Source organism: Ruegeria sp. YKSF070 (assembly GCF_059612725.1).
Window position 1 is genome coordinate 54,906 of sequence record NZ_JBXWRD010000015.1, and the last position, 20,577, is coordinate 75,482.

Below are 20,577 nucleotides of genomic sequence, written 5' to 3' on the forward strand. Positions count from 1 at the left end.
ACTGTTCCGAGACAGAACGCGAAAGACTACAATCCTTCAGAAAAGAAAATCCAAAAATGTCGGTGTTGTATCCGTCGGTGGGCTCGAGAAGCCCGGAAGCATATCTATCGTCCATATCAAATCTTCGGGCGGCACCGGTGCGTTGTCTTGTTCAATTTCAATCAAGACATAAAATTCGCCGAAACTAGGCGCATGTTGACCCGAGGTGTCGTAGTACAAAGTTCCACCAGATGAGATCTCGATATTTGCTGCATGTGCATATTCGACATGTGCCGTTGAGATTGTGATGCCGCGCACTCTCTCACCATCCGAAGAGTCGTTGTCGTGAAAAATGAACACATCTGGGGTCATCTTGGTTCTCCTTGTGGTTTGATATTGAATATCCTTGCTTGGAGTACTTGTAGCGTCCGGCTCTCAGGCGCGGACCTATCGAATGTGGGATTGCCTAGAGATAAATTTGGCGTAGGGATGTTCGGGTGCCGCACTGTTGGCACGTTACCATATTTTTCGATTCCGAGCACACAGTCTCGACGGTTGAGATGCGCTGCATTCAGGGCTATGAGGCTGAAAGTCCGGATAGCAGAGAAACGACCCATTCCATGCCCAAAGCGAAGATAACGAACGAAGAGGCGCTGGCCTTTCACCTGGAACCGACCCCCGGCAAGTGGGAGGTGCAGGCGACCGTTCCCATGACCACGCAGCGCGATCTGTCGCTGGCCTATTCCCCGGGTGTTGCCGTTCCGTGCGAGGCGATCGCGGCCGATCCAGGGCTGGCCTATGACTATACCAACAAAGGGAACCTGGTTGCGGTGATCTCGAACGGGACGGCGGTTCTGGGCCTGGGCAATCTGGGCGCGCTGGGCGGCAAGCCGGTGATGGAGGGCAAGGCGGTGCTGTTCAAGCGCTTTGCCGACGTGAACTCGATCGACATCGAGCTGGACACCGAGGACCCGGACGAGTTCTGTCGAGCGGTCAAGCTGATGGGGCCGACATTCGGCGGCATCAACCTCGAAGACATCAAGGCGCCCGAGTGTTTCATCATCGAGCAGCGCCTGAAAGAAGAGATGGACATCCCCGTCTTTCACGACGATCAGCACGGCACGGCGGTGATCTGCGCGGCGGGCTTGATCAACGCGCTGCATATCTCGGGCAAGAAGATCGAAGATGTGAAGATCGTGCTGAACGGGGCAGGGGCGGCAGGCATCGCATGTATCGAACTGCTGAAAACCATGGGCGCGCGGCATGAAAACTGCATCGTCTGCGACACCAAAGGGGTGATCTATCAGGGCCGTACCGAAGGCATGAACCAGTGGAAATCGGCCCATGCCATCAAGACCGAGTTGCGCAGCCTCGAAGAGGCGATGAAGGGGGCCGACGTGTTCCTGGGCGTCAGCGTCAAGGGCGCGGTGACGCAGGAAATGGTGCAGAGCATGGCCGATAACCCGGTCATCTTTGCCATGGCGAACCCCGACCCGGAAATCACGCCGGAAGAGGCGCACGAGGTTCGCCCCGACGCCATCGTTGCCACCGGGCGCAGCGACTATCCCAACCAGGTCAACAACGTGTTGGGCTTTCCCTATCTGTTCCGCGGTGCGCTCGACATTCATGCCCGCGCCATCAATGACGAGATGAAGATCGCCTGTGCCCATGCGCTGGCGGGGCTGGCGCGCGAGGATGTGCCGGATGAGGTCGCGATGGCCTATGGCAAAAGCCTGACCTTTGGCCGCGATTACATCATCCCGACCCCGTTCGACCCGCGTCTGATCCACCGCATTCCGCCCGCCGTGGCGCGGGCTGGCATGGATACCGGCGCGGCGCGGCGGCCGATCATCGACATGGATGCCTATGAGCTGGGTCTGAAATCGCGGATGGACCCGACCGCCAGCATCCTGCGCGGCATCAACGCCCGCGCCCGCAAGGCGCAAAGCCGGATGATCTTTGCCGAGGGCGATGATCCCCGCGTGCTGCGCGCAGCGGTCACCTATCAGCGCTCGGGCTATGGCAAGGCGCTGGTGGTGGGCCGTCATGACGACGTGAAGGCCAAGCTTGAAGCCGCAGGCCTGGGCGATGCGGTGCGTGAGCTTGAGGTGGTGAACGCCGCCAACACCACGCATCTGGAGACCTATAAGGAGTTCCTGTACTCGCGCCTGCAACGCAAGGGCTTTGATCACAAGGATGTACACCGACTGGCCGCGCGCGACCGGCACGTGTTTTCGGCGCTGATGCTGGCGCATGGCCATGGCGACGGGCTGGTGACCGGCGCGACCCGGAAATCTGCGCATGTGCTGCACCAGATCAGCCATGTGTTCGACGCCGATGCCGCACATGGGGCGGCAGGGATCACCGCGCTGCTGCACAAGGGCAAGATCGTGCTGATCGGCGACACGCTGGTGCACGAGTGGCCCGACGAGCACGATCTGGCCACCATCGCCGAACGCGCCGCAGACGTGGCGCGTCATATGGGGCTGGAGCCGCGCGTGGCCTTTGTCAGTTTCTCGACCTTCGGCTATCCGATCTCGGAGCGGACCGAGAAGCTGACGAAGGCGCCCAAGGTGCTGGAAGAGCGCGGGGTGAATTTCGAGTTCGAAGGCGAGATGACCGTCGATGTGGCGCTGAACCCGCGCTCGAAAGAGGCCTACCCCTTCTCGCGTCTGACCGGCCCCGCGAACATCTTGATCGTGCCTGCGCGGCACTCGGCCTCGATCTCGACCAAGCTGATGCAGGAGATGGCGGGCGCCACGGTGATCGGCCCGATCCTGACCGGTGTCGACAAGCCGATCCAGATCTGTTCGACCGTCTCCACCGCCAATGACATCCTGAACATGGCGGTGCTGGCCTCGGCCGAGATCGGTTAGGCCATGGCGATCTGGAACCTTGGTTCGATCAATGCGGACATGGTCTATGCCGTGCCGCATCTGCCGGGGCCGGGCGAGACGCTGGCCGCTTCGGGGATGGAGCGGTTTTTGGGCGGCAAGGGCGCCAATATGTCGGTGGCCGCCGCCCGCGCCGGATCGCAGGTGCGCCATATCGGCGCCGTTGGGCCGGATGGGCGCTGGGCCATCGACCGGCTGACCGAATATGGCGTCGATACCCGCCATATCGCGACGCTGGAGGCGCCCACCGGCCATGCCATCATCGCGGTGGAGCCGGGCGGCGAAAACCTGATCGTTCTGTTGCCCGGTGCCAACCGGGCGATGTCGCCCGAGCGGGTCGCCAGCGTGTTGGCCGACGCCGCGCCGGGCGACCTGTTGGTGATGCAGAACGAAACCAGCGCCCAGGTCGAAGCGGCGCGGCTGGGCAAGGAGCGCGGTCTGACAGTGTGCTATGCCGCAGCCCCCTTTGATGCTCAGGCGGTGCGGGATGTCCTGCCGTGGCTCGATTTCCTGATCCTGAACGCGGTTGAGGCCGAGCAGCTGCAACAGGCGACCGGCCTGTCGCCGGATCAATTGCCGGTGCAGCATGTCATCGTGACCCTGGGATCGAAAGGCGCGCGCTATTTCGACACTAATCAGGGGAAAACGGCGGAATATTCCGCCCACAAGGTCAAGGCGGTCGATACAACCGGGGCAGGTGATACCTTTACCGGTTATGTTCTGTCGGGGATGGATCGCGGCCTGCCGATGCCGCAGGCGATTGCTCAGGCGATGCGCGCCGCTGCGCTGATGGTGATGCGTCACGGCACGGCCGATGTGATCCCCGATCTGAAAGAGGTATTGGAGGCGCGGTTCTAACTGCCCGCAAAGGGCGCCGCATCACCCCATAGCTGTTTCACCCGCGCATCCCGACCACAGGATTTGCGATAGAGTTTATAGGCCTCGTTCTGTCGTTTCGGGCCGAACCGGGTCAGTACCAGCTTTTCGCCCTTGGCATAGTCCTGATGATAGGCCTCGGCCGGGTAGAAACGGGTTTCTTCCAGGATCGGAGTCACGACTGCTTGCCCCAATTCCGCTTCTGCGGTGACTTTGGCCTGAGTTGCAAGCGCATTTTCTGCCTTGTTAGAGACAAATATCGCGGTGCGATAGCTGTCACCGCGATCACAGAACTGGCCGCCTGCATCGGTTGGGTCGACCGAGCGGAAAAAGAGATGCAGCAGGCGTTCGCGCGAAACCTTGTCGGGGTCAAACAGAATCTGCACAGCCTCATAATGCCCGGTGCCGCCGCGCGAGACCTGCTTGTAGGTTGGATTGTCGAGCGTTCCGCCTGTATAACCGGACACCGCACCCAGCACGCCGGGTACTTTCTCGAAATCGGCCTCGACGCACCAGAAACAACCGCCTGCAACGGTCAGGGTTTCGGTCTCTGCGGCCTCGGCCTTGCCCCCTTGCAGGATCGTTGCCAGCACCATGGCAACCACCAATGCGACGGGTTTGAGCGTCTGGATAGGGAACATGATGATCCTCCATTTCCGTTCCTGATCAGGCTGCCCTGCAACCGGATTTGCGGCAAGGTTCCGTCATCGAATGTCACGCGCTGTTGATGCGGTGTTTACCCCTTGGAACCCGCCGGGCGGGGCGATAGCGTGCGGCGAATACCCGCAAACGGAGGGCAGTAGATGAAAATCGCCATGTGGTCGGGGCCGCGCAACCTGTCGACGGCGATGATGTACGCCTTTGGCGCCCGGACCGATTGCGCGGTGATCGACGAGCCCTTCTATGCCGCCTATCTGGCGATGACGGGGCTGAACCACCCGATGCGCGAAGAGGTGCTGGCCGCACAGCCACAGGACCCAGAGGTAGTGGCGGCGACGCTGAGTGGGTCCAATCCCGGTGCGCGGCCGTTCTGGTACCAGAAACACATGACCCAGCACATGATCCCCGGCATCCCGCGTGACTGGATGCGGGCGGTGCGAAACGTGTTCCTGATCCGCCATCCGGCACGGGTGATCGCCAGCTATGCCGAAAAGCGCGAGAACCCGACGCTGGAGGATATCGGCTTTCGTCAGCAGGCAGAACTGTTTGACGAGGTGTCTGGCTGGGGAGGCGACCCGGTGGTCATCGACAGTCACGATATCCGCGAAGATCCGGCGCGAATGCTGGAACGGCTCTGCGACCGGATTGGCGTCCCGTGGTCGCCGCATATGCTGAGCTGGCCCAGGGGTGGTCACAAGGATGATGGCGTCTGGGCACGGCATTGGTACGGGGCGGTCTGGAACTCGACCGGCTTTGCCGGACCCGAGGGCGAACTTCCCGAGGTTCCAGAGGTGTTGCAGCCGGTCTTGCAGGTCGCGATGCCGTTTTATGAACGTATGCGGGCGAAGAAGATCTGAGGCGCGATCAGCCCAGCAATTGTCCCAGTTTCATCGCCACGGACATGTTGCCGCTGATCTTGAGCTTGCCCATCATCACGCCGGTCATCGGGTTGAGCTTGCCGGTCAGCAGTTTGATCAGGTTGTCCTGGCTCAGGCGGATGGTGCAGTCGGTGTCGCGGTCCTGGGTGCTGGCGGTGTTGTCAGCCAGAACGATCACACCATCGTCGCCGCAATCGAATTTCAGCGATCCGTCAAAGCTTTTTCCCGCCAGTTCGGTTTGCATCTTGTCGGCGATATCCTGAAGCATGTTGCGCCCCTCATGTTGCTGGGAAAAGCGGTAAGAAACCGGCCCGCGCTTGGCAAGCCTGACCAAGCGGCAGGGTCAGGCACCCAGCGCGCGCAGGGTCAGGGGGCAGGGCGATCCGTCATAGAACGCCTCCAGAACCGCGCGAAACTCGCCCGGCGCGTCCGGCACCGCGGCGAACAGCGTCATGGAAGAACGCAGCTTCTTGGCGTCGATGCTGCCCAGGATATCTTCGGGCCGTTTACCGGCATGGGTCAGCATCAGGCGGCTGACCTCGATCAGGCGGGCGCGCAATGCGGGATGGGCCAGATAGGCGGTCGCCTCGTCCAGATCCCCGATCCCGTAAAGCTGCGCCATATGCGACTGGCCCAGTTCGGCCAGTTGCGGAAAGACGAACCACATCCAGTGGCTCGTCTTCTGTCCTTGGGTCAGTTCGCGCAGGACATCGGGCCAGACGGTGTCCTGCGCCTCGACGAACATGTCCAGTTCGTCATCATCGTCAAAATCGTCTTCGCCGCTCACTTGCCAGCAACGCGACGGTTGCGGGTCGCAAGCAGTTTCAGCCGCAGCGCATTCAGCTGGATGAAGCCCTTGGCGTCTTGCTGGTCATAGGCGCCCGCGTCTTCTTCGAAGGTCACGTGGGCCTCGGAATAAAGCGAGTGATCGGACCAGCGGGCGACGGTGCGTGCCGAGCCCTTGTAGAGTTTCAGCCGGACGGTGCCGGTGACATGTTCCTGGCTCTTGTCGATCAGGGCTTGCAACATCTCGCGCTCGGGGCTGAACCAGAAGCCGTTATAGATCAGCTCGGCATAGCGGGGCATGATCGAATCCTTCAGATGGCCCGCGCCGCTGTCCAGCGTGATCTGTTCGATGCCGCGATGCGCCTCGAGCAGGATGGTACCGCCGGGGGTCTCGTAGACGCCACGCGATTTCATCCCGACAAAGCGGTTCTCTACAAAGTCCAGCAGGCCGATACCGTGCTTGCCACCCAACTCGTTCAGACGGGTCAGGATGGTCGCGGGCGACATCGCCTCGCCGTTGATCGCCACCGCGTCACCCTTTTCAAAGGTGATCTCGATGAACTCGGGCGTGTCGGGGGCGTCTTCGACCGCGACGATGCGCTGGGCGACGTAATCGGGCGCCTCGACGCCCGGATCCTCCAGCACCTTGCCCTCGGACGAAGTGTGCAACAGGTTCGCATCGACCGAGAACGGCGCCTCGCCGCGCTTGTCCTTGGCAATCGGGATCTGGTTCTGTTCGGCGAATTCCAACAGGCGGGTGCGGCTGGTCAGGTCCCACAGGCGCCAGGGCGCGATCACCTTGATCTCGGGGTTCAGCGCATAAGCGGAAAGTTCGAACCGCACCTGGTCATTGCCCTTGCCGGTGGCGCCATGGGCCACCGCGTCTGCGCCATGCTCGGCGGCGATCTCGACCAGACGTTTCGAGATCAGCGGCCGCGCAATCGAGGTGCCCAGCAGATACAACCCTTCGTACACTGCATTGGCGCGGAACATCGGGAAGACAAAGTCGCGCACGAACTCTTCGCGCACATCCTCGATATGGATGTTCTCGGGCTTGATGCCCAGCAGCTCAGCCTTCTTGCGAGCGGGTTCCAGTTCCTCTCCCTGACCGAGATCGGCGGTAAAGGTGACAACCTCGCAGCCATATTCGGTCTGCAACCATTTCAGGATGATCGAGGTATCGAGGCCACCGGAATAGGCCAGGACAACTTTCTTGGGCGCGGACATTGGACTTCCCCATTTACGTATGACGCAAGGGCCGTAGCGGTTTTTGCGGTTGGGGGCAAGTTGCGGCATCCGAACTGCGGCGAAATCGGTGGGAGTAGTCCAGCACACCAATGTATTCCTTGCCTCGGGCGCGGGGTTGCGGCAGTCAGGCGGAATGAGCGATTTCATGACCCGTGCCCGCGCCGCCGAACAGGCGATGCGCGATGTCTTCCCCGCCACGCCGTTGCAGCGCAATGACCATCTGTCGGCGCGTTATGGCGCCGATATCTGGCTCAAGCGCGAGGATCTGAGCCCGGTCAGGTCGTACAAAATCCGCGGCGCGTTCAACGCGATGCGCAAGCAGCCGGGGCAGGCGCTGTTCGTCTGTGCAAGTGCCGGCAACCATGCCCAGGGCGTGGCCTATATGTGCCGGCACATGGGGGTGCGCGGGGTGATCTTCATGCCGGTGACCACACCGCAGCAGAAGATACAAAAAACCCGGATGTTCGGTGGCGATCAGGTCGAGATTCATCTGACCGGCGACTATTTTGACCAGACGCTGGCTGCCGCACAGGCCTGGTGTGCGCAAGAGGGCGGGCATTTCCTGTCGCCATTCGACGACGAGGACGTGATCGAGGGGCAGGCCTCGCTGGCCGTCGAGATCGAGGAACAGCTGGGTGGCGTGCCGGACCATGTGGTGCTGCCGGTGGGTGGCGGCGGGATGTCTGCGGGGGTGGCAACCTGGTTCGGGGATCGCAGCCACTGCATCTTTGTCGAACCCGAGGGCGGCGCGTGCCTGCGCGCAGCGCTGGCGGCGGGGCATCCGGTAAAGCTCGACCATGTGGACAATTTCGTCGATGGCGCAGCGGTGGGCCGGATCGGCGAAAAGACATTCGAACTGCTGAAATCGCGGCACATGTCCGATGTGTTGGTGATGCCCGAGGATCGGATCTGTACCACCATCATCGAGATGCTGAATGTCGAGGGGATCGTGCTGGAACCCGCAGGCGCCCTGTCGGTCGAGGCGGTGGCGGATGTGCAAAGCTTTATCCGTGGCAAGACGGTTGTCTGCGTCACCTCGGGCGGCAATTTCGATTTCGAACGACTGCCCGAGGTCAAGGAACGCGCGCAACGCTATTCGGGGGTCAAGAAATACTTCCTGCTGCGTCTGCCGCAGCGACCGGGCGCGCTGAAGGAATTTCTGAACATTCTGGGGCCCGATGATGATATCGCCCGGTTCGAATACATGAAGAAATCGGCGCGCAATTTCGGATCGGTCCTGATCGGAATCGAAACCGCCCAGCCCGAGAATTTCGAGCGCCTTTACGCTCGTCTGGACGAGGCCGGGTTCACCTATACCGACATCACGCGCAACGAGACGTTGGCGCAGTTCGTGATCTGAACGCGGTCAGATATGACCGGGCAGTTCCGACTGGAACACCGATTTCGACGCCTCGAAACTGTTGATGATTGCATCCAGGTCGACCGCGTCCGCATGGCCGGCGGCCGATTGCCGCTCGCCATCTTGGCACAGGGCGGAAAAGGACTGAAACCCAAGGCTGAGCGCGCTGCCCTTGAGGAAATGCAGGTCCTTTTCAAGCAAGTTGCGGTCCGGTGTCTGGCGAAGACGCGTGATCACCTCTTCGACCTCTTCCAGGAACAGGTCTACAACCTCGTCGAAATCCTCCGCACCGACCTCTTCCCGCAATTGGGTCACGCGGGGCCAGTGAATCATGGCGCACCTCCGTTCTGTCTGCCCAATTCACCCATCATTAGGAGATCGAGGGTAAACAGCCGGTAAAGAGAGGCAGGTGCAAAAGCGGCAATTTGCACTTTCATGAGATGTTAACGGAGGCCTGTCTAGCGTGCCAGTATCCTTGGCCTTGGTGAATTCGGGACAGACGACAGTGTTGCATGGTAGGGAAATGGAGGCCCAGACCGAAATGGAACTGGGCGCAATCCGCCGGGTGCTGGTTGTCGATGACAGCCGATTGCAACGCCGCATCCTGTCGAGCTCGCTGAAGAAATGGGGATTCGAGGTGATCGAGGCCGATAGCGGCGAGGAGGCGATGGAAATCTGCGCTCGCGCCATGCCCGATCTGGTGCTGAGCGATTGGGTCATGCCGGGGATGAGCGGCGTCGACTTCTGCGAGGCGTTCCGGCAACTGAATTCTGACCGATACTGCTATTTCATCCTGCTGACATCCAAGAGCGAAAAGAACGAGGTGGCGCAAGGACTTGACGCCGGGGCCGACGATTTCCTGATCAAGCCGGTCAGTTCGGACGAGCTGCGGGCGCGGATTTCGGCCGGGGACCGCGTGATCGGCATGCAGCGAGAGCTTTCGGCCAAGAACGAGGTTATCGAACAGGCTCTGGACGACCTGAAACGCGCCCACGATGCCATCGACAAGGACCTGATTCAGGCGCGCAAGATCCAGGAATCGCTGGTGCCCGATTTCAGCCAGGATTTTGGTTCGTCACGCATCAGCCTGTTGCTGAAACCCTGCGGTCATATCGGTGGTGATCTCGTCGGCATGTTCTCGCCCGGACCGAATCGTGTCGGATTCTACAGCATCGACGTCTCGGGCCACGGTATCACCTCGGCGATGATGACCGCGCGGCTGGGCGGCTATCTGTCCAGCCGGTACTTCGATCAGAACGTCGCGATGGAGAAACGGTTCAACAAGTTCTACGCCCTGCGCCAGCCGCAGGATGTGGCCGAAACCCTGAACTCGCGCCTGATCGCCGATACCGGGATCGAAGAGTATTTTACCATGGTCTATGCGATCATGGACCTGCGTAGTGGCATGTTGCGGATGGTGCAGGCTGGCCACCCGCATCCTCTGCTTTTGCGCCGGAACGGCACGGCGGAATTCATCGGCGAGGGCGGCGTACCCATCGGCCTGTTGCCGGGCATTCCCTATACGCAGGTCGAGGCGCAGATGGAGGTTGGCGACCGGCTGCTTCTATATTCCGATGGGTTTACCGAGTGCCGTCTCGCCAATGGCGAGATGTTGGAGCCCGAGGGGCTGCTTGCACTGGTCAACGAGTGTAATCCGGAACAGGGCGGGCAGGAGTTTTTGGATGACCTGTTCTGGCGCTTGACGCAGGTGATGTCGCCCGAACACGGGCTTGAGGACGATGTCTCGGCCACGTTCTTCGAGTTCAACGGGCCCTGATCTGCGCCAGGTGCCACGCGGCGAAATGGCGATCACCGGCATTACCCAGCAAGCCCGCAGCGTCCAGCGCCGGCATCCACAGGGCAGCGTGGTCGGGTTCCGTCGGCGGGCCGATACGACGCACGGGCCGGGCGCGATAGATAAGACAGATCTTCTCGGCCCAGAGATCGTATTCCGGCATATAGGCAAAGCGGCGGAATGCACCCACCCGGCGCGGCGCGGCAATCAGCCAGCCAGTTTCCTCGTAAACCTCGCGATGCAGCGCTGTGACCGGCGATTCGCCCGGATCGATGCCGCCGCCGGGCAGTTGCAGATCGGGATCGGGGTCATATTGGCTGGTCAGCAGCAGGTCCGATCCGCGCGGAAGCAGGGCATAGGCCCCCACCCGGGGGATATAGCGGCGCCCCGGCTCGGGGCTTTCCCCAAAACGTCTGATCATGTAGAGGCCCTTTCAACGCGGCTTGTCCGACCCTATATGGTCGCGATATGCCAAGACTTGGCGTGCAAGGAAACCCATGACACTCGGAACCAAAATCGCGTGGGACGACACGGTCCTGCCCTTTCAGCTCGATTTGCCCGACATGCGTGGCCGCGTGGCGCGGCTGGACGGTGTGCTGGACGGCATTCTGAAACAGCATGATTATCCCACCGTGGTCGAGGCCCTGGTGGCCGAGATGGCCTTGCTGACCGCGCTGATTGGCCAGACCATCGGCCTGCGCTGGAAACTGTCGTTGCAGGTACAGTCCAAGGGCGCGGTGCGGATGATCGCCACCGATTACTATGCCCCGCAGGTCGAGGGCGAGCCGGCGCGCATCCGTGCCTATGCTAGTTTCGATCGCGACCGGCTGACCGATGGCGCCCCCTTCGATCAGGTGGGAGAGGGCTATTTCGCGATCCTGATCGACCAGGGCAAGGGGACCCAGCCCTATCAGGGCATCACCCCGCTGGCGGGCGGGTCGCTGAGCGCCTGTGCCGAGGCCTATTTCGCGCAATCCGAACAGCTGCCGACACGGTTTCAGCTGCGGTTCGGAAGATCCACCGAACCGGGTGTGCCAGAGCATTGGCGCGCCGGTGGCGTGATGTTGCAACACATGCCCAAGGCCTCGCCCTTTGCCGCCGGCGGGCCGGGTTCTGGCGATATTCTGACCGCCGCCGATCTGGTGGACGGTGACGAGGGCGAGAACTGGAACCGGGTCAATATCCTGCTCGACACGGTCGAGGATCTTGAGTTGATCGGCCCGGCGCTGCCGCCGACCGACCTGCTGGTACGGCTGTTTCACGAGGAACAACCCCGTGTCTACGATGCACAGTCGGTGCGGTTTGGCTGTACCTGCTCCGAGGAGCGGGTACGCCAGAGCCTGTCGATCTATTCCGCCAAGGATATTGGTCACATGACCACGGATGAGGGAACGGTGACCGCTGATTGCCAGTTCTGCGGCGCGCATTACGTGCTGGACCCGGCCTCGGTCGGGTTCGAGGCGGATCAGGGTGACTGACCCGGTCAACCCTCTGCTTGCGGCGCTGGCCCGGCCCGGGCCGGGGTCGAGTGATTTTGACCTCAATCCCGGTACGGTCCTGCCCGAGGGGCGCAAGTTGCGCCCCGCCGGGGTCTTGGTGCCGGTGACGTTGGCACACGGCGCGCCCCGGGTGATCCTGACCAAACGCTCCTCGGCGCTGAAACATCATCCCGGCCAGATCGCCTTTCCGGGCGGCAAGCAGGACGAAGGCGATGCCGATGTCATCGCCGCGGCCCTGCGCGAGGCACAAGAAGAGATCGGTTTGCCACGAGACCTGCCGCGCGTTCTGGGGACCCTGCCGTCACACGAGACAGTGACCGCCTTTACCGTGACACCGGTGGTAGCAGTGATCGAACGCGCGTTCGACATCCGGCCAGAGCCGGGTGAGGTCGAAGAGGTGTTCAGCGTGCCGCTTGCGCATCTGATGCGGCCCGAGAACTATTCGGTTCAGTCGCGCCGCTGGCGCGGGCAGCGGCGGCACTATTTCACCGTACCCTTCGGGCCTTACTATATCTGGGGCGCCACCGCTCGGATGTTGAGGGGGCTGGCCGAAAGGATGCAGCCGTGACCCGTATCAACGAGGCCTGGTTGACCCACCCGGCAACGCAAAGGGTCTGCCGGACCCTGACAGATGGCGGTGCGCAGGCGCTGTTCGTCGGTGGCTGTGTCCGAAATGCGCTGCTGGGGGCACCGGTCAGCGATATCGACATAACCACCGATGCCCGTCCCGAGCGCGTGATGGAGCTGGCTGCGGCGGCCGGGATCAAAGCGGTGCCCACCGGCATCGCCCATGGCACCGTGACGCTGGTTGCCGGGGGTATTCCGCATGAGGTGACCACCTTTCGCCGGGATGTGGAAACCGATGGCCGCCGCGCGGTGGTCGCCTTTTCCGACTCGATTCACGAGGATGCCGCGCGGCGCGATTTCACCATGAACGCGCTTTATGCCCGGCCCGACGGCACGGTTCTGGACCCGCTGGATGGTCTGCCCGATCTGCAGGCGCGGCGCGTGCGGTTCATCGGCGATGCCACCGACCGCATTTGCGAGGATTATCTTCGTTCGCTACGATATTTCCGGTTCCACGCATGGTATGGCGATGCCGATGCCGGTTTCGATGCCGAAGCGCTTGCGGCGATTGCCGGCAATCTCGACGGGCTGACCCGCCTCTCGCGCGAGAGGGTGGGGGCCGAGATGCTGAAGTTGCTTGCCGCGCCCGATCCGGCGCCCTCGGTCGCCGCCATGCGTGCCGCCGGGGTTCTGGCGCAGCTCTTGCCCGGCGCTGACGATCGGGCGCTGGCGCCGCTGGTGCATCTGGAAGACGGGCTGAGCGCCGACCCGATCCGGCGGCTGGCTGCACTTGGCGACGGCGAAACACTGGACTCGCTCCGGTTGAGCAAGGCGCAGATGGCGGCGCTGGTCACGCTGCGCCGCGCTGCTTTGGGCACAGCCGGGGCCGGAGAGCTGGGGCATGATCTGGGCGCCGAGGCCGCCCGCGATGCGCTTCTATTGCGTGCCGCTTTGCTGGAACAACCGCTTGACCCGCATGCGCCCGCCGCGATTGCGCGCGGTGCTGCGGCCGTGTTTCCGGTCACTGCCCGCGATCTGATGCCTGCCTATTCCGGACCCTCGCTGGGCGCGCGGCTTGCCACGCTGAAAGCGCGCTGGATCGCATCCGATTTCACACTGAGCCGGACAGATTTGCTGGCTCGAGAAGATTGACGTTAGGTCAATCAAATCCTGCGTGACATGCTGAACCTTGCGAGGTTAGGTTTGCTGCGAAACCGATAGGAGGGATGCGAATGTATTACGGGCTCTGGTTCAGCTGAGGCTGGGACGACCGACCCGTTCGGGTGGTGTCCTGCACGCCGCCTCTTTCGCATATTCCCTAATTGCTCAACGGAGCATCCTTTATGTTTCGCTTTTTCGAAAATCTTGTCGATCCCTTTGTCGCCTATGATGAGACGGACACGCCGCCCACTCGGTTGTGGCCCTTCATGCTGGATTACTCCCAGCCGTTTCTGCGCGTCTTTGTCTGGACCGCGCTGCTGTCGATCATCGTCGCCGGGGTCGAGATCGGGCTGATCTACTACATGGGTCGTGTCGTCGATGTGTTGAACGGCGAACCGGCCGAGGTCTGGGCGCGCTACGGCACCGAGTTCATCGTGCTGGCGCTGTTCGTCCTGCTGATCCGGCCCGCGCTGCATGTGGCCGATGTGCTACTGTTGAACAATGCGATCCTTCCCAATTTCGGCACCCTGATCCGCTGGCGCGCGCATAAACACGTGTTGCGCCAGTCGGTCGGCTGGTTCGAGAACGATTTTGCCGGGCGCATCGCCAACCGGATCATGCAGACCCCCCCGGCGGCGGGCGAGGTGATCTTTCAGGTTTTCGACGCGATCTCGTTTTCGCTGGCCTATCTGCTGGGCGCGGCGATCTTGCTTATGGCCGCCGACATCCGGCTGTTGCTGCCATTGCTGATCTGGTTCGCGCTTTATGCCTTGCTGGTGCGCTGGACGATCCAGCGGGTGGGGCCGGCGTCGCAGGCGGCTTCGGATGCGCGTTCGACCGTGACGGGCCGGGTGGTGGACAGCTATACCAACATCCATTCGGTCAAGATGTTCGCCCACGATGATCGCGAGCTGGCTTATGCACGAGAGGCGATCGAGGAAACGCGCCGCACCTTTCAGGTGGAAATGCGGATCTTTACCATCATGGATGTGGTGCTGGTCACCCTGAACGGGCTGCTGATCGTCGGTGTCGTCGGCTGGGCCATCGCGCTCTGGATGCAGGGGCAGGCCAGTGTCGGTCTGGTGGCCGCTGCCTCGGCCCTGACCCTGCGCCTGAACGCGATGACCGGCTGGATCATGTGGGCGCTGACCAGTTTCTTTCGCCAATTGGGTGTGGTGGCCGAGGGGATGGAGACCATTGCCCAGCCCATCGACCTGGTGGATGCGCCGGACGCCCGGCCGCTGGAGCTGACCGAGGGCCGGATCGAGCTGCAACAGCTGTCGCATCACTATGGGCGCGGCGCCGGTGGTTTGGACCGGTTGGACCTGACCATTGCGCCGGGTGAAAAGATCGGGTTGATCGGGCGTTCGGGCGCGGGCAAGTCGACATTGGTCAAGCTGCTGCTCAGGTTCTACGACCCAGACAGCGGTCGTATCCTGATCGACGGGCAGGATATCGCCCGGGTGACCCAGAACAGCCTGCGCAGCCATATCGGCATGGTGCAGCAGGACAGCGCGCTGTTGCACCGTTCGGTCCGCGACAATCTGCTATACGGGCGTCCCGACGCGAGTGAGGAAGAGATGATCGCCGCTGCCAAACAGGCCGAGGCGCATGACTTCATCCTGGACCTCGAAGATCCGCAGGGCAGGCGCGGCTATGATGCCCATGTGGGCGAGCGCGGCGTCAAGCTGAGCGGCGGGCAACGCCAGCGGGTGACCCTGGCGCGGGTCATCCTCAAGGATGCGCCCATTTTGCTGTTGGACGAGGCGACCAGCGCGCTAGATTCCGAGGTCGAGGCCGCCATTCAGGACACGCTCTACGGCATGATGGAAGGAAAGACCGTGATCGCCATCGCTCACCGGCTGAGCACTATCGCGCAGATGGACCGTATCCTGGTGCTGGATCAGGGCCGGATCGTTGAAGAGGGCGATCATGCCGATCTGCTGGCGCAGGGCGGGCTCTATGCCCAGTTCTGGGCACGGCAATCGGGCGGATTCCTGAATGTCGAGGTCGATGGATGAGGCTTGCTGACCTCATCGACCCGTTCCGTGACACGGATACGCCCCCACCCCGACGGCTGGGGGCGTTCATCCGCTGGGCGCTCAGCGGTGCCTGGCCGGTCTTGTTTGCCGCCGCGCTGTTTTCGGCAATGGCGGGTATGTTCGAGGCGATAACCGCGTGGATACTGGGGCAGGTGGTCGACCGGGCGGTCGAACTTGGTCCCGAAGGGTTTTTTGACGGGACCAATCTGGGGGCAATCCTGGCCGCAGGGGCGTTCTTTGTGCTGATCCGACCGGTTGCTTTTGGCCTGTCGGCACTGTCGAACAACTATGTCGTCATGCCCAATATCCCGCCGCTGGTGTTGGCCAAGCTGAATAGATGGACGCTGGGCCAGTCGGTCGGGTTCTTTGACGACGATTTTGCCGGTCGGATCGCGCAGAAACAGATGCAGACCGCAAGCGCGCTCACCTCCGTCGTGTCCGAGACAATCAGCGCGATTGTGTTTGCATTGGCTTCTCTTGTCGGCAGTTTGGCCTTGTTAGGGTCTATTCATCCGCTGGTGATGTTGCCCTTTGCTTTGTGGCTTTGCGCCTATTTTCTGCTCATCCGCTGGTATCTGCCACGGGTGCGCAAACGGTCGGCAGCTCGGGCCGGGGCCCGGGCGATGGTATCGGGTCATGTCGTTGATACGATCACCAACATCAAGACGGTCAAGCTGTTCGCCCACGCCGATGCCGAAGATGTGGCGGCGCGTGATGCCATGGCCGACTTGCGCGAGCGGTCGCTGGATTTCGGATGGCTCTCTGCCAGTTTCCGGTTCTTCCTGATGCTGCTGGCCGGGCTATTGCCGGTGATCCTGCTCGGATCGGCACTGCTTTTATGGCGTGCGGGGGGCGCCAGCGCGGGCGATGTGGTGGTTGCGGGATCGGTTTCGATCCGTATCGCACAGATGTCCGGCTGGGTCAGTTTCACGCTGATGAGCCTTTATGCGAATCTCGGCGAGGTTCAGAACGGCATGAACAGCCTCGCGCGGGTCGAGCGGATCGAGGATATGCACGATGCCCAACCGCTGGTTGCAGGCAGTGGTAAGATCGAATTCGCCGATGTCGGCTTTGCCTATGGGCGGGAAACCGGTGGGGTGGATGCCTTGACGCTGACTGTCGAGCCGGGCGAGAAACTGGGGATCGTCGGCGCCTCGGGAGCAGGGAAATCGACGCTGGTTTCGCTTCTCCTCAGGCTCTACGAGCCGGAAAATGGCGAAATCCGCATTGACGGGCAAGACATTACAACAGTGACGCAAGACAGCCTGCGACGACGGATCGGGTTGGTCACGCAGGAAACCGCAATGTTCAACCGGTCTGCCCGTGACAACATCCTCTATGGCCGCCCCGACGCGACCGAGGCCGAGTTGATTGCCGCCGCTCAAAAGGCCGAGGCACATGAATTCATCCAGGATCTGGCCGACGCCAGGGGGCGCAAGGGGTACGATGCGCATCTGGGCGAGCGCGGAGTCAAGCTGAGCGGTGGTCAGCGGCAGCGGATCGCACTGGCCCGCGCCATCCTCAAGGATGCCCCGATTCTGGTGCTGGACGAAGCTACCAGCGCGCTCGACAGCGAGGTCGAGGCTTCGATCCAGACCGCGCTGCATCGCGTGATGGAGGGTAAAACCGTACTGGCCATCGCGCACCGCCTGTCGACCCTGTCTGAAATGGATCGGATCGTTGTGCTGGACCGGGGCCGGATCGTTGAAAGTGGCACGCACGAGGCGCTGTTGGCCCGCAATGGTCTCTATGCCCGGTTCTGGCATCGGCAATCCGGCGGGTTCATCCGCACGCAAGCGGCCGAGTAAGGGCTTTTCGCCTTGCGCGCGCCCCTGTATCAGGCGGCCATGACACAAGAGATAACCATTACGCGGCTGGGCCATCAGGGCGACGGGATCGCCCCCGGCCCGATCTATGTACCGCGCAGCCTGCCGGGCGAGGTGGTCAGCGGCACGCCCGAGGGCGACAGGCTGGCCGATATGCGGGTGGTGACACCGTCGCCGCATCGAGTGGCGCCGCCCTGCCGCCATTACCGCGCCTGCGGCGGCTGCCAGTTGCAGCATGCCTCGGACCGGTTCGTCGCCGAGTGGAAGCAAGAGGTGGTGTGCGCCGCATTGGCGGCGCAAGGGATCGAGGCGGTGATGCGCCCCGTTCATACCTCGCCGCCGCAGTCACGCCGTCGGGCAACCATTGCGGTGCGCCGCACCAAGAAGGGTGCGCTTGCCGGGTTTCATGGCCGCGCCTCGGACGTGATCACCGAGATTCCGGATTGCCAATTGCTCGACCCCGCGCTGCTTGCCGCTATTCCGGTGGCCGAGGCGCTGGCCATGCTGGGTGGCAGTCGCAAGGGCGTCATGGCGGTGACACTGACCCTCTCCGACGCCGGGCTGGACGTGGCGGTGCGCGGTGGCAAACCGCTTGATGGCCCGCTTGAGGTGGCGCTGGGCCAATTGGCCGAGGCGCAGGGGCTGGCCCGGCTGGCCTGGGAGGGTGAGGTGATCGCCATGCGACAGCCGCCCACGCAACGGTTCGGCAAGGCGGCGGTCGTGCCGCCGCCGGGCGCCTTTCTGCAAGCCACCCGCGATGGTGAACAGGCGCTGTTGGCAGCGGTACGAGAGATTGCGGGCAATGCCAGGCGGGTCGCCGATCTGTTTGCCGGTTGCGGCACGTTTGCGCTGCCGCTGGCCGAGATCACCGAGGTGCATGCGGTCGAGGGTGAGGCCACGATGACCGCCGCGCTGGATCGGGGCTGGCGTCGTGCGCAGGGCCTGAAACGCGTGACCACCGAGGCGCGTGATCTGTTCCGCCGCCCTCTGCTGCCCGACGAACTCGCCGTTTTTGACGCGGTGGTGTTGGACCCGCCCCGCGCCGGGGCCGAGGCGCAGGTGGCCGAGCTGGCCCGCGCCAAACCACCCGTCATCGCCTATGTCAGCTGTAACCCGGTGACCTTTGCCCGCGATGCCAAAACGCTGGTTCAGGCTGGCTATTGCTTGAATTGGGTGCAGGTGGTCGATCAGTTCCGCTGGTCGGCGCATGTGGAGCTTGCGGCGTCCTTCTCGCGGGTCCATATCGGCGGCTGAGCAACAAGGAGCGCGCGATGCAGAGATTGCAGGCATTCATCGACCGGCCCGGATTTGGCCGGTTCATCACCGCCGTGATCATGCTGAACGCCGTTGTGCTGGGGATGGAAACCTCGCCCTATCTGATGGAGCGGTGGGGCGGGCTGATCCTGGCCGCCGACCGTATCTGTCTGGGCATCTTCATCGTCGAGATCGCGCTGAAGCTGATGGCGCAGCGGCAGCGCTTTTTCCTCAATGGCTGGAACCTGTTCGATTTCGTGATCGTGGGCATCGCCCTGATCCCCGCCGCTGGGGGCCTGTCGGTGCTGCGGGCGCTGCGCATCTTGCGGGTGCTTCGCGTTATCTCGGTCGCGCCGCGCCTGCGCCGCGTGGTCGAAGGCTTCATCACCGCGCTGCCCGGCATGGCCAGCGTTTTCCTGCTGATGACCATCATCTTCTATATCGGTTCGGTGATCGCGACCAAGCTCTTTGCCACCTCTTTCCCCGACTGGTTCGGCGACCTGGGCTTGTCTGCCTATACGCTGTTCCAGATCATGACGCTGGAAAGCTGGTCGATGGGCATCGTTCGACCGGTGATGCAGGTCTATCCCTATGCCTGGTTGTTCTTTGTCCCCTTCATCATGATCACCACATTTGCGGTGGTGAACCTGCTGGTCGGTCTGATCGTGAACTCGATGCAGGACGCCCATCATGCCGAGGACGGTGTCCGCACCGATGCCTATCGGGACGAGGTTCTGGCCCGTCTGGAGCAGATCGAACAGCGGCTTGGCGCATTGGGTGAAACCAAAAAGTGATTTTGCCCGGCCCCGATTCCGGGGTATTCGGGGGACCATTGAGAAAAAGAACGAGGCAGTGATTATGGATCGTCGGCATTTTGGTCTTGGTGCGGTTGCCGCGCTTGGCCTGTCGGCCTGCGGCAGTCAGGACAGCAAGTTCCGCCGCTATTACGGACCTGCGGTCACCTCGGTCGTGATCAACAAGGGTGCACGCAAGATGTACCTGTTGAACAACGAAAAGGTGCTGAAGGAATACAAGGTCGATCTGGGCTTTGCCCCGGCCGGGCACAAACAGTTCGAAGGCGATGGCAAGACGCCCGAAGGCACCTATCTGATCGACCGCCGCAATCCCAACAGTGCGTTCCACTTGTCGCTGGGCATATCCTATCCCAATGCCCGCGACGTGGCCTATGCCCAGGCGATGGGCAAGAAGCCGGGCGGCGAGATCTTCATTCATGGGCAACCCAACCTGTTGCGCGACCGCAAGAAGGCGAAGAAACAACCGGATTGGACCGCAGGCTGCATCGCCGTCAGGAATGAAGAGATTGAAGAGATTTATGCCATGGTGCGCGACGGAACGGTGATCACCCTGCGCGCGTGATCGCAGCTGGCCCCGGTTGTTCAAAGGCCAGATCGTTGTCGGGCGAGACCCACACTGTTGTTGCTGTGTTGCTGCGCAGCGGATCCACCGCAAATCCGATATCCGCCAGCAGATGCGGCGCGGTTTCCGCGAGGCGGATCAGATCCGCTTCGAGCACCGCACGCTCCCGCTCTCTCTTTCGATCAATAATGCTGATCCAACGAAAGAACCAGGCGCGCAATCCCGGTTTGGTGGCATTCACAGGGCTTTCGTAAACGCCGCAAGAATTCATGATATTTTCCCCTTGGTTATCTGGTCATAACCAAAGCTGGACCCTCGATCTCTTGCCTTCAACGCAAGCTTTCTCGTAACTTGGATTAGGAATTCTAATCCAAA

21 protein-coding genes are annotated in these 20,577 nt (G+C 62.2%); 13 read left to right on the forward strand and 8 right to left on the reverse strand.

Annotated elements, in window-relative coordinates; genetic code table 11:
* Positions 1–36: 36 nt before the first annotated feature.
* On the reverse strand, positions 37–351 hold the full coding sequence (locus tag AC2FL1_RS10430) for a hypothetical protein (protein WP_496876869.1): 315 nt from the start codon (positions 349–351) through the stop codon (positions 37–39).
* Between the two features lie 248 nt (positions 352–599).
* Between AC2FL1_RS10430 and AC2FL1_RS10435 the strand changes: the two genes are divergently transcribed.
* Both AC2FL1_RS10435 and AC2FL1_RS10440 read left to right on the forward strand, forming a co-directional pair.
* Complete coding sequence (locus AC2FL1_RS10435) at positions 600–2,855, forward strand: NADP-dependent malic enzyme (RefSeq protein WP_496827221.1); 2,256 nt, start codon at positions 600–602, stop codon at positions 2,853–2,855.
* Positions 2,856–2,858: 3 nt separating this feature from the next.
* On the forward strand, positions 2,859–3,731 hold the full coding sequence (locus AC2FL1_RS10440) for a ribokinase (RefSeq protein ID WP_496876870.1): 873 nt from the start codon (positions 2,859–2,861) through the stop codon (positions 3,729–3,731).
* Here the strand turns inward: AC2FL1_RS10440 and msrA are convergent.
* Positions 3,728–4,390 carry a peptide-methionine (S)-S-oxide reductase MsrA gene (msrA, locus tag AC2FL1_RS10445; RefSeq protein ID WP_496827225.1) on the reverse strand — a complete coding sequence of 221 codons (663 nt, stop codon included), beginning with the start codon at positions 4,388–4,390 and terminating at the stop codon, positions 3,728–3,730. The genes AC2FL1_RS10440 and msrA overlap by 4 nt on opposite strands.
* A 162-nt stretch (positions 4,391–4,552) precedes the next feature.
* On the opposite strand from msrA, the gene AC2FL1_RS10450 reads away from it, so the two are divergent.
* A complete protein-coding gene (locus AC2FL1_RS10450; protein WP_496827227.1) occupies positions 4,553–5,266 on the forward strand; it encodes a sulfotransferase-like domain-containing protein in 714 nt (237 codons plus the stop codon).
* A 7-nt stretch (positions 5,267–5,273) separates the two neighbouring features.
* Here the strand turns inward: AC2FL1_RS10450 and AC2FL1_RS10455 are convergent, their stop codons facing one another.
* The 3 genes from AC2FL1_RS10455 to AC2FL1_RS10465 all read right to left on the reverse strand — a co-directional run bounded on the left by AC2FL1_RS10455 (position 5,274) and on the right by AC2FL1_RS10465 (position 7,300).
* Positions 5,274–5,555: an SCP2 sterol-binding domain-containing protein gene (locus tag AC2FL1_RS10455; protein ID WP_496827228.1), complete on the reverse strand. Its 282-nt coding sequence runs from the start codon at positions 5,553–5,555 to the stop codon at positions 5,274–5,276.
* Between the two features lie 75 nt (positions 5,556–5,630).
* On the reverse strand, positions 5,631–6,074 hold the full coding sequence (locus AC2FL1_RS10460) for a DUF1810 domain-containing protein (RefSeq protein WP_496876871.1): 444 nt from the start codon (positions 6,072–6,074) through the stop codon (positions 5,631–5,633).
* Positions 6,071–7,300: an argininosuccinate synthase gene (locus tag AC2FL1_RS10465; RefSeq protein WP_496827232.1), complete on the reverse strand. Its 1,230-nt coding sequence runs from the start codon at positions 7,298–7,300 to the stop codon at positions 6,071–6,073. Before AC2FL1_RS10465 ends, AC2FL1_RS10460 begins: the two co-directional genes overlap by 4 nt.
* Before the next feature lie 154 nt (positions 7,301–7,454).
* On the opposite strand from AC2FL1_RS10465, the gene ilvA reads away from it, so the two are divergent.
* The gene (gene ilvA, locus AC2FL1_RS10470) at positions 7,455–8,681 is read left to right on the forward strand and encodes a threonine ammonia-lyase IlvA (protein ID WP_496876872.1); all 1,227 of its coding nucleotides are present in this window, start codon (positions 7,455–7,457) and stop codon (positions 8,679–8,681) included.
* 6 nt (positions 8,682–8,687) lie between these two features.
* Here ilvA and AC2FL1_RS10475 read toward each other — a convergent pair whose 3' ends face one another.
* Positions 8,688–9,014 carry an Hpt domain-containing protein gene (locus AC2FL1_RS10475; RefSeq protein WP_496827236.1) on the reverse strand — a complete coding sequence of 109 codons (327 nt, stop codon included), beginning with the start codon at positions 9,012–9,014 and terminating at the stop codon, positions 8,688–8,690.
* 190 nt (positions 9,015–9,204) lie between these two features.
* Between AC2FL1_RS10475 and AC2FL1_RS10480 the strand changes: the two genes are divergently transcribed.
* Positions 9,205–10,458 carry a PP2C family protein-serine/threonine phosphatase gene (locus AC2FL1_RS10480; protein ID WP_496827238.1) on the forward strand — a complete coding sequence of 418 codons (1,254 nt, stop codon included), beginning with the start codon at positions 9,205–9,207 and terminating at the stop codon, positions 10,456–10,458.
* Here AC2FL1_RS10480 and AC2FL1_RS10485 read toward each other — a convergent pair.
* Positions 10,445–10,897: an NUDIX hydrolase gene (locus tag AC2FL1_RS10485; RefSeq protein WP_496876873.1), complete on the reverse strand. Its 453-nt coding sequence runs from the start codon at positions 10,895–10,897 to the stop codon at positions 10,445–10,447. The two genes, AC2FL1_RS10480 and AC2FL1_RS10485, sit on opposite strands and share 14 nt — an antisense overlap.
* 76 nt (positions 10,898–10,973) lie before the next feature.
* Between AC2FL1_RS10485 and hslO the strand changes: the two genes are divergently transcribed.
* The 8 genes from hslO to AC2FL1_RS10525 all read left to right on the forward strand — a co-directional run bounded on the left by hslO (position 10,974) and on the right by AC2FL1_RS10525 (position 20,202).
* Complete coding sequence (gene hslO / locus AC2FL1_RS10490) at positions 10,974–11,954, forward strand: Hsp33 family molecular chaperone HslO (protein ID WP_496827242.1); 981 nt, start codon at positions 10,974–10,976, stop codon at positions 11,952–11,954.
* Positions 11,947–12,543 (forward strand): CoA pyrophosphatase, encoded by a 597-nt coding sequence (locus AC2FL1_RS10495; RefSeq protein ID WP_496827244.1) that lies wholly within the window; start codon positions 11,947–11,949, stop codon positions 12,541–12,543. The genes hslO and AC2FL1_RS10495 overlap by 8 nt, the downstream gene beginning before the upstream one ends.
* Positions 12,540–13,694: a CCA tRNA nucleotidyltransferase gene (locus tag AC2FL1_RS10500; protein WP_496876874.1), complete on the forward strand. Its 1,155-nt coding sequence runs from the start codon at positions 12,540–12,542 to the stop codon at positions 13,692–13,694. The genes AC2FL1_RS10495 and AC2FL1_RS10500 overlap by 4 nt, the downstream gene beginning before the upstream one ends.
* 191 nt (positions 13,695–13,885) lie before the next feature.
* Positions 13,886–15,724 (forward strand): ABC transporter ATP-binding protein, encoded by a 1,839-nt coding sequence (locus AC2FL1_RS10505; protein ID WP_496827248.1) that lies wholly within the window; start codon positions 13,886–13,888, stop codon positions 15,722–15,724.
* Positions 15,721–17,553, forward strand: coding sequence for an ABC transporter ATP-binding protein (locus AC2FL1_RS10510; RefSeq protein WP_496876875.1), 1,833 nt, complete (start codon positions 15,721–15,723; stop codon positions 17,551–17,553). The genes AC2FL1_RS10505 and AC2FL1_RS10510 overlap by 4 nt, the downstream gene beginning before the upstream one ends.
* Before the next feature lie 39 nt (positions 17,554–17,592).
* The gene (locus AC2FL1_RS10515) at positions 17,593–18,825 is read left to right on the forward strand and encodes a class I SAM-dependent RNA methyltransferase (RefSeq protein ID WP_496876876.1); all 1,233 of its coding nucleotides are present in this window, start codon (positions 17,593–17,595) and stop codon (positions 18,823–18,825) included.
* A 17-nt stretch (positions 18,826–18,842) separates the two neighbouring features.
* Positions 18,843–19,619, forward strand: a complete 777-nt coding sequence (locus AC2FL1_RS10520) for an ion transporter (RefSeq protein WP_496876877.1) — start codon at positions 18,843–18,845, stop codon at positions 19,617–19,619.
* A 64-nt stretch (positions 19,620–19,683) separates the two neighbouring features.
* Complete coding sequence (locus tag AC2FL1_RS10525) at positions 19,684–20,202, forward strand: L,D-transpeptidase family protein (RefSeq protein WP_234145323.1); 519 nt, start codon at positions 19,684–19,686, stop codon at positions 20,200–20,202.
* On the opposite strand, the gene AC2FL1_RS10530 is transcribed toward AC2FL1_RS10525, so the two are convergent.
* A complete protein-coding gene (locus tag AC2FL1_RS10530; RefSeq protein WP_234177620.1) occupies positions 20,186–20,422 on the reverse strand; it encodes a hypothetical protein in 237 nt (78 codons plus the stop codon). The genes AC2FL1_RS10525 and AC2FL1_RS10530 overlap by 17 nt on opposite strands.
* Between the last annotated feature and the right edge of the window lie 155 nt (positions 20,423–20,577).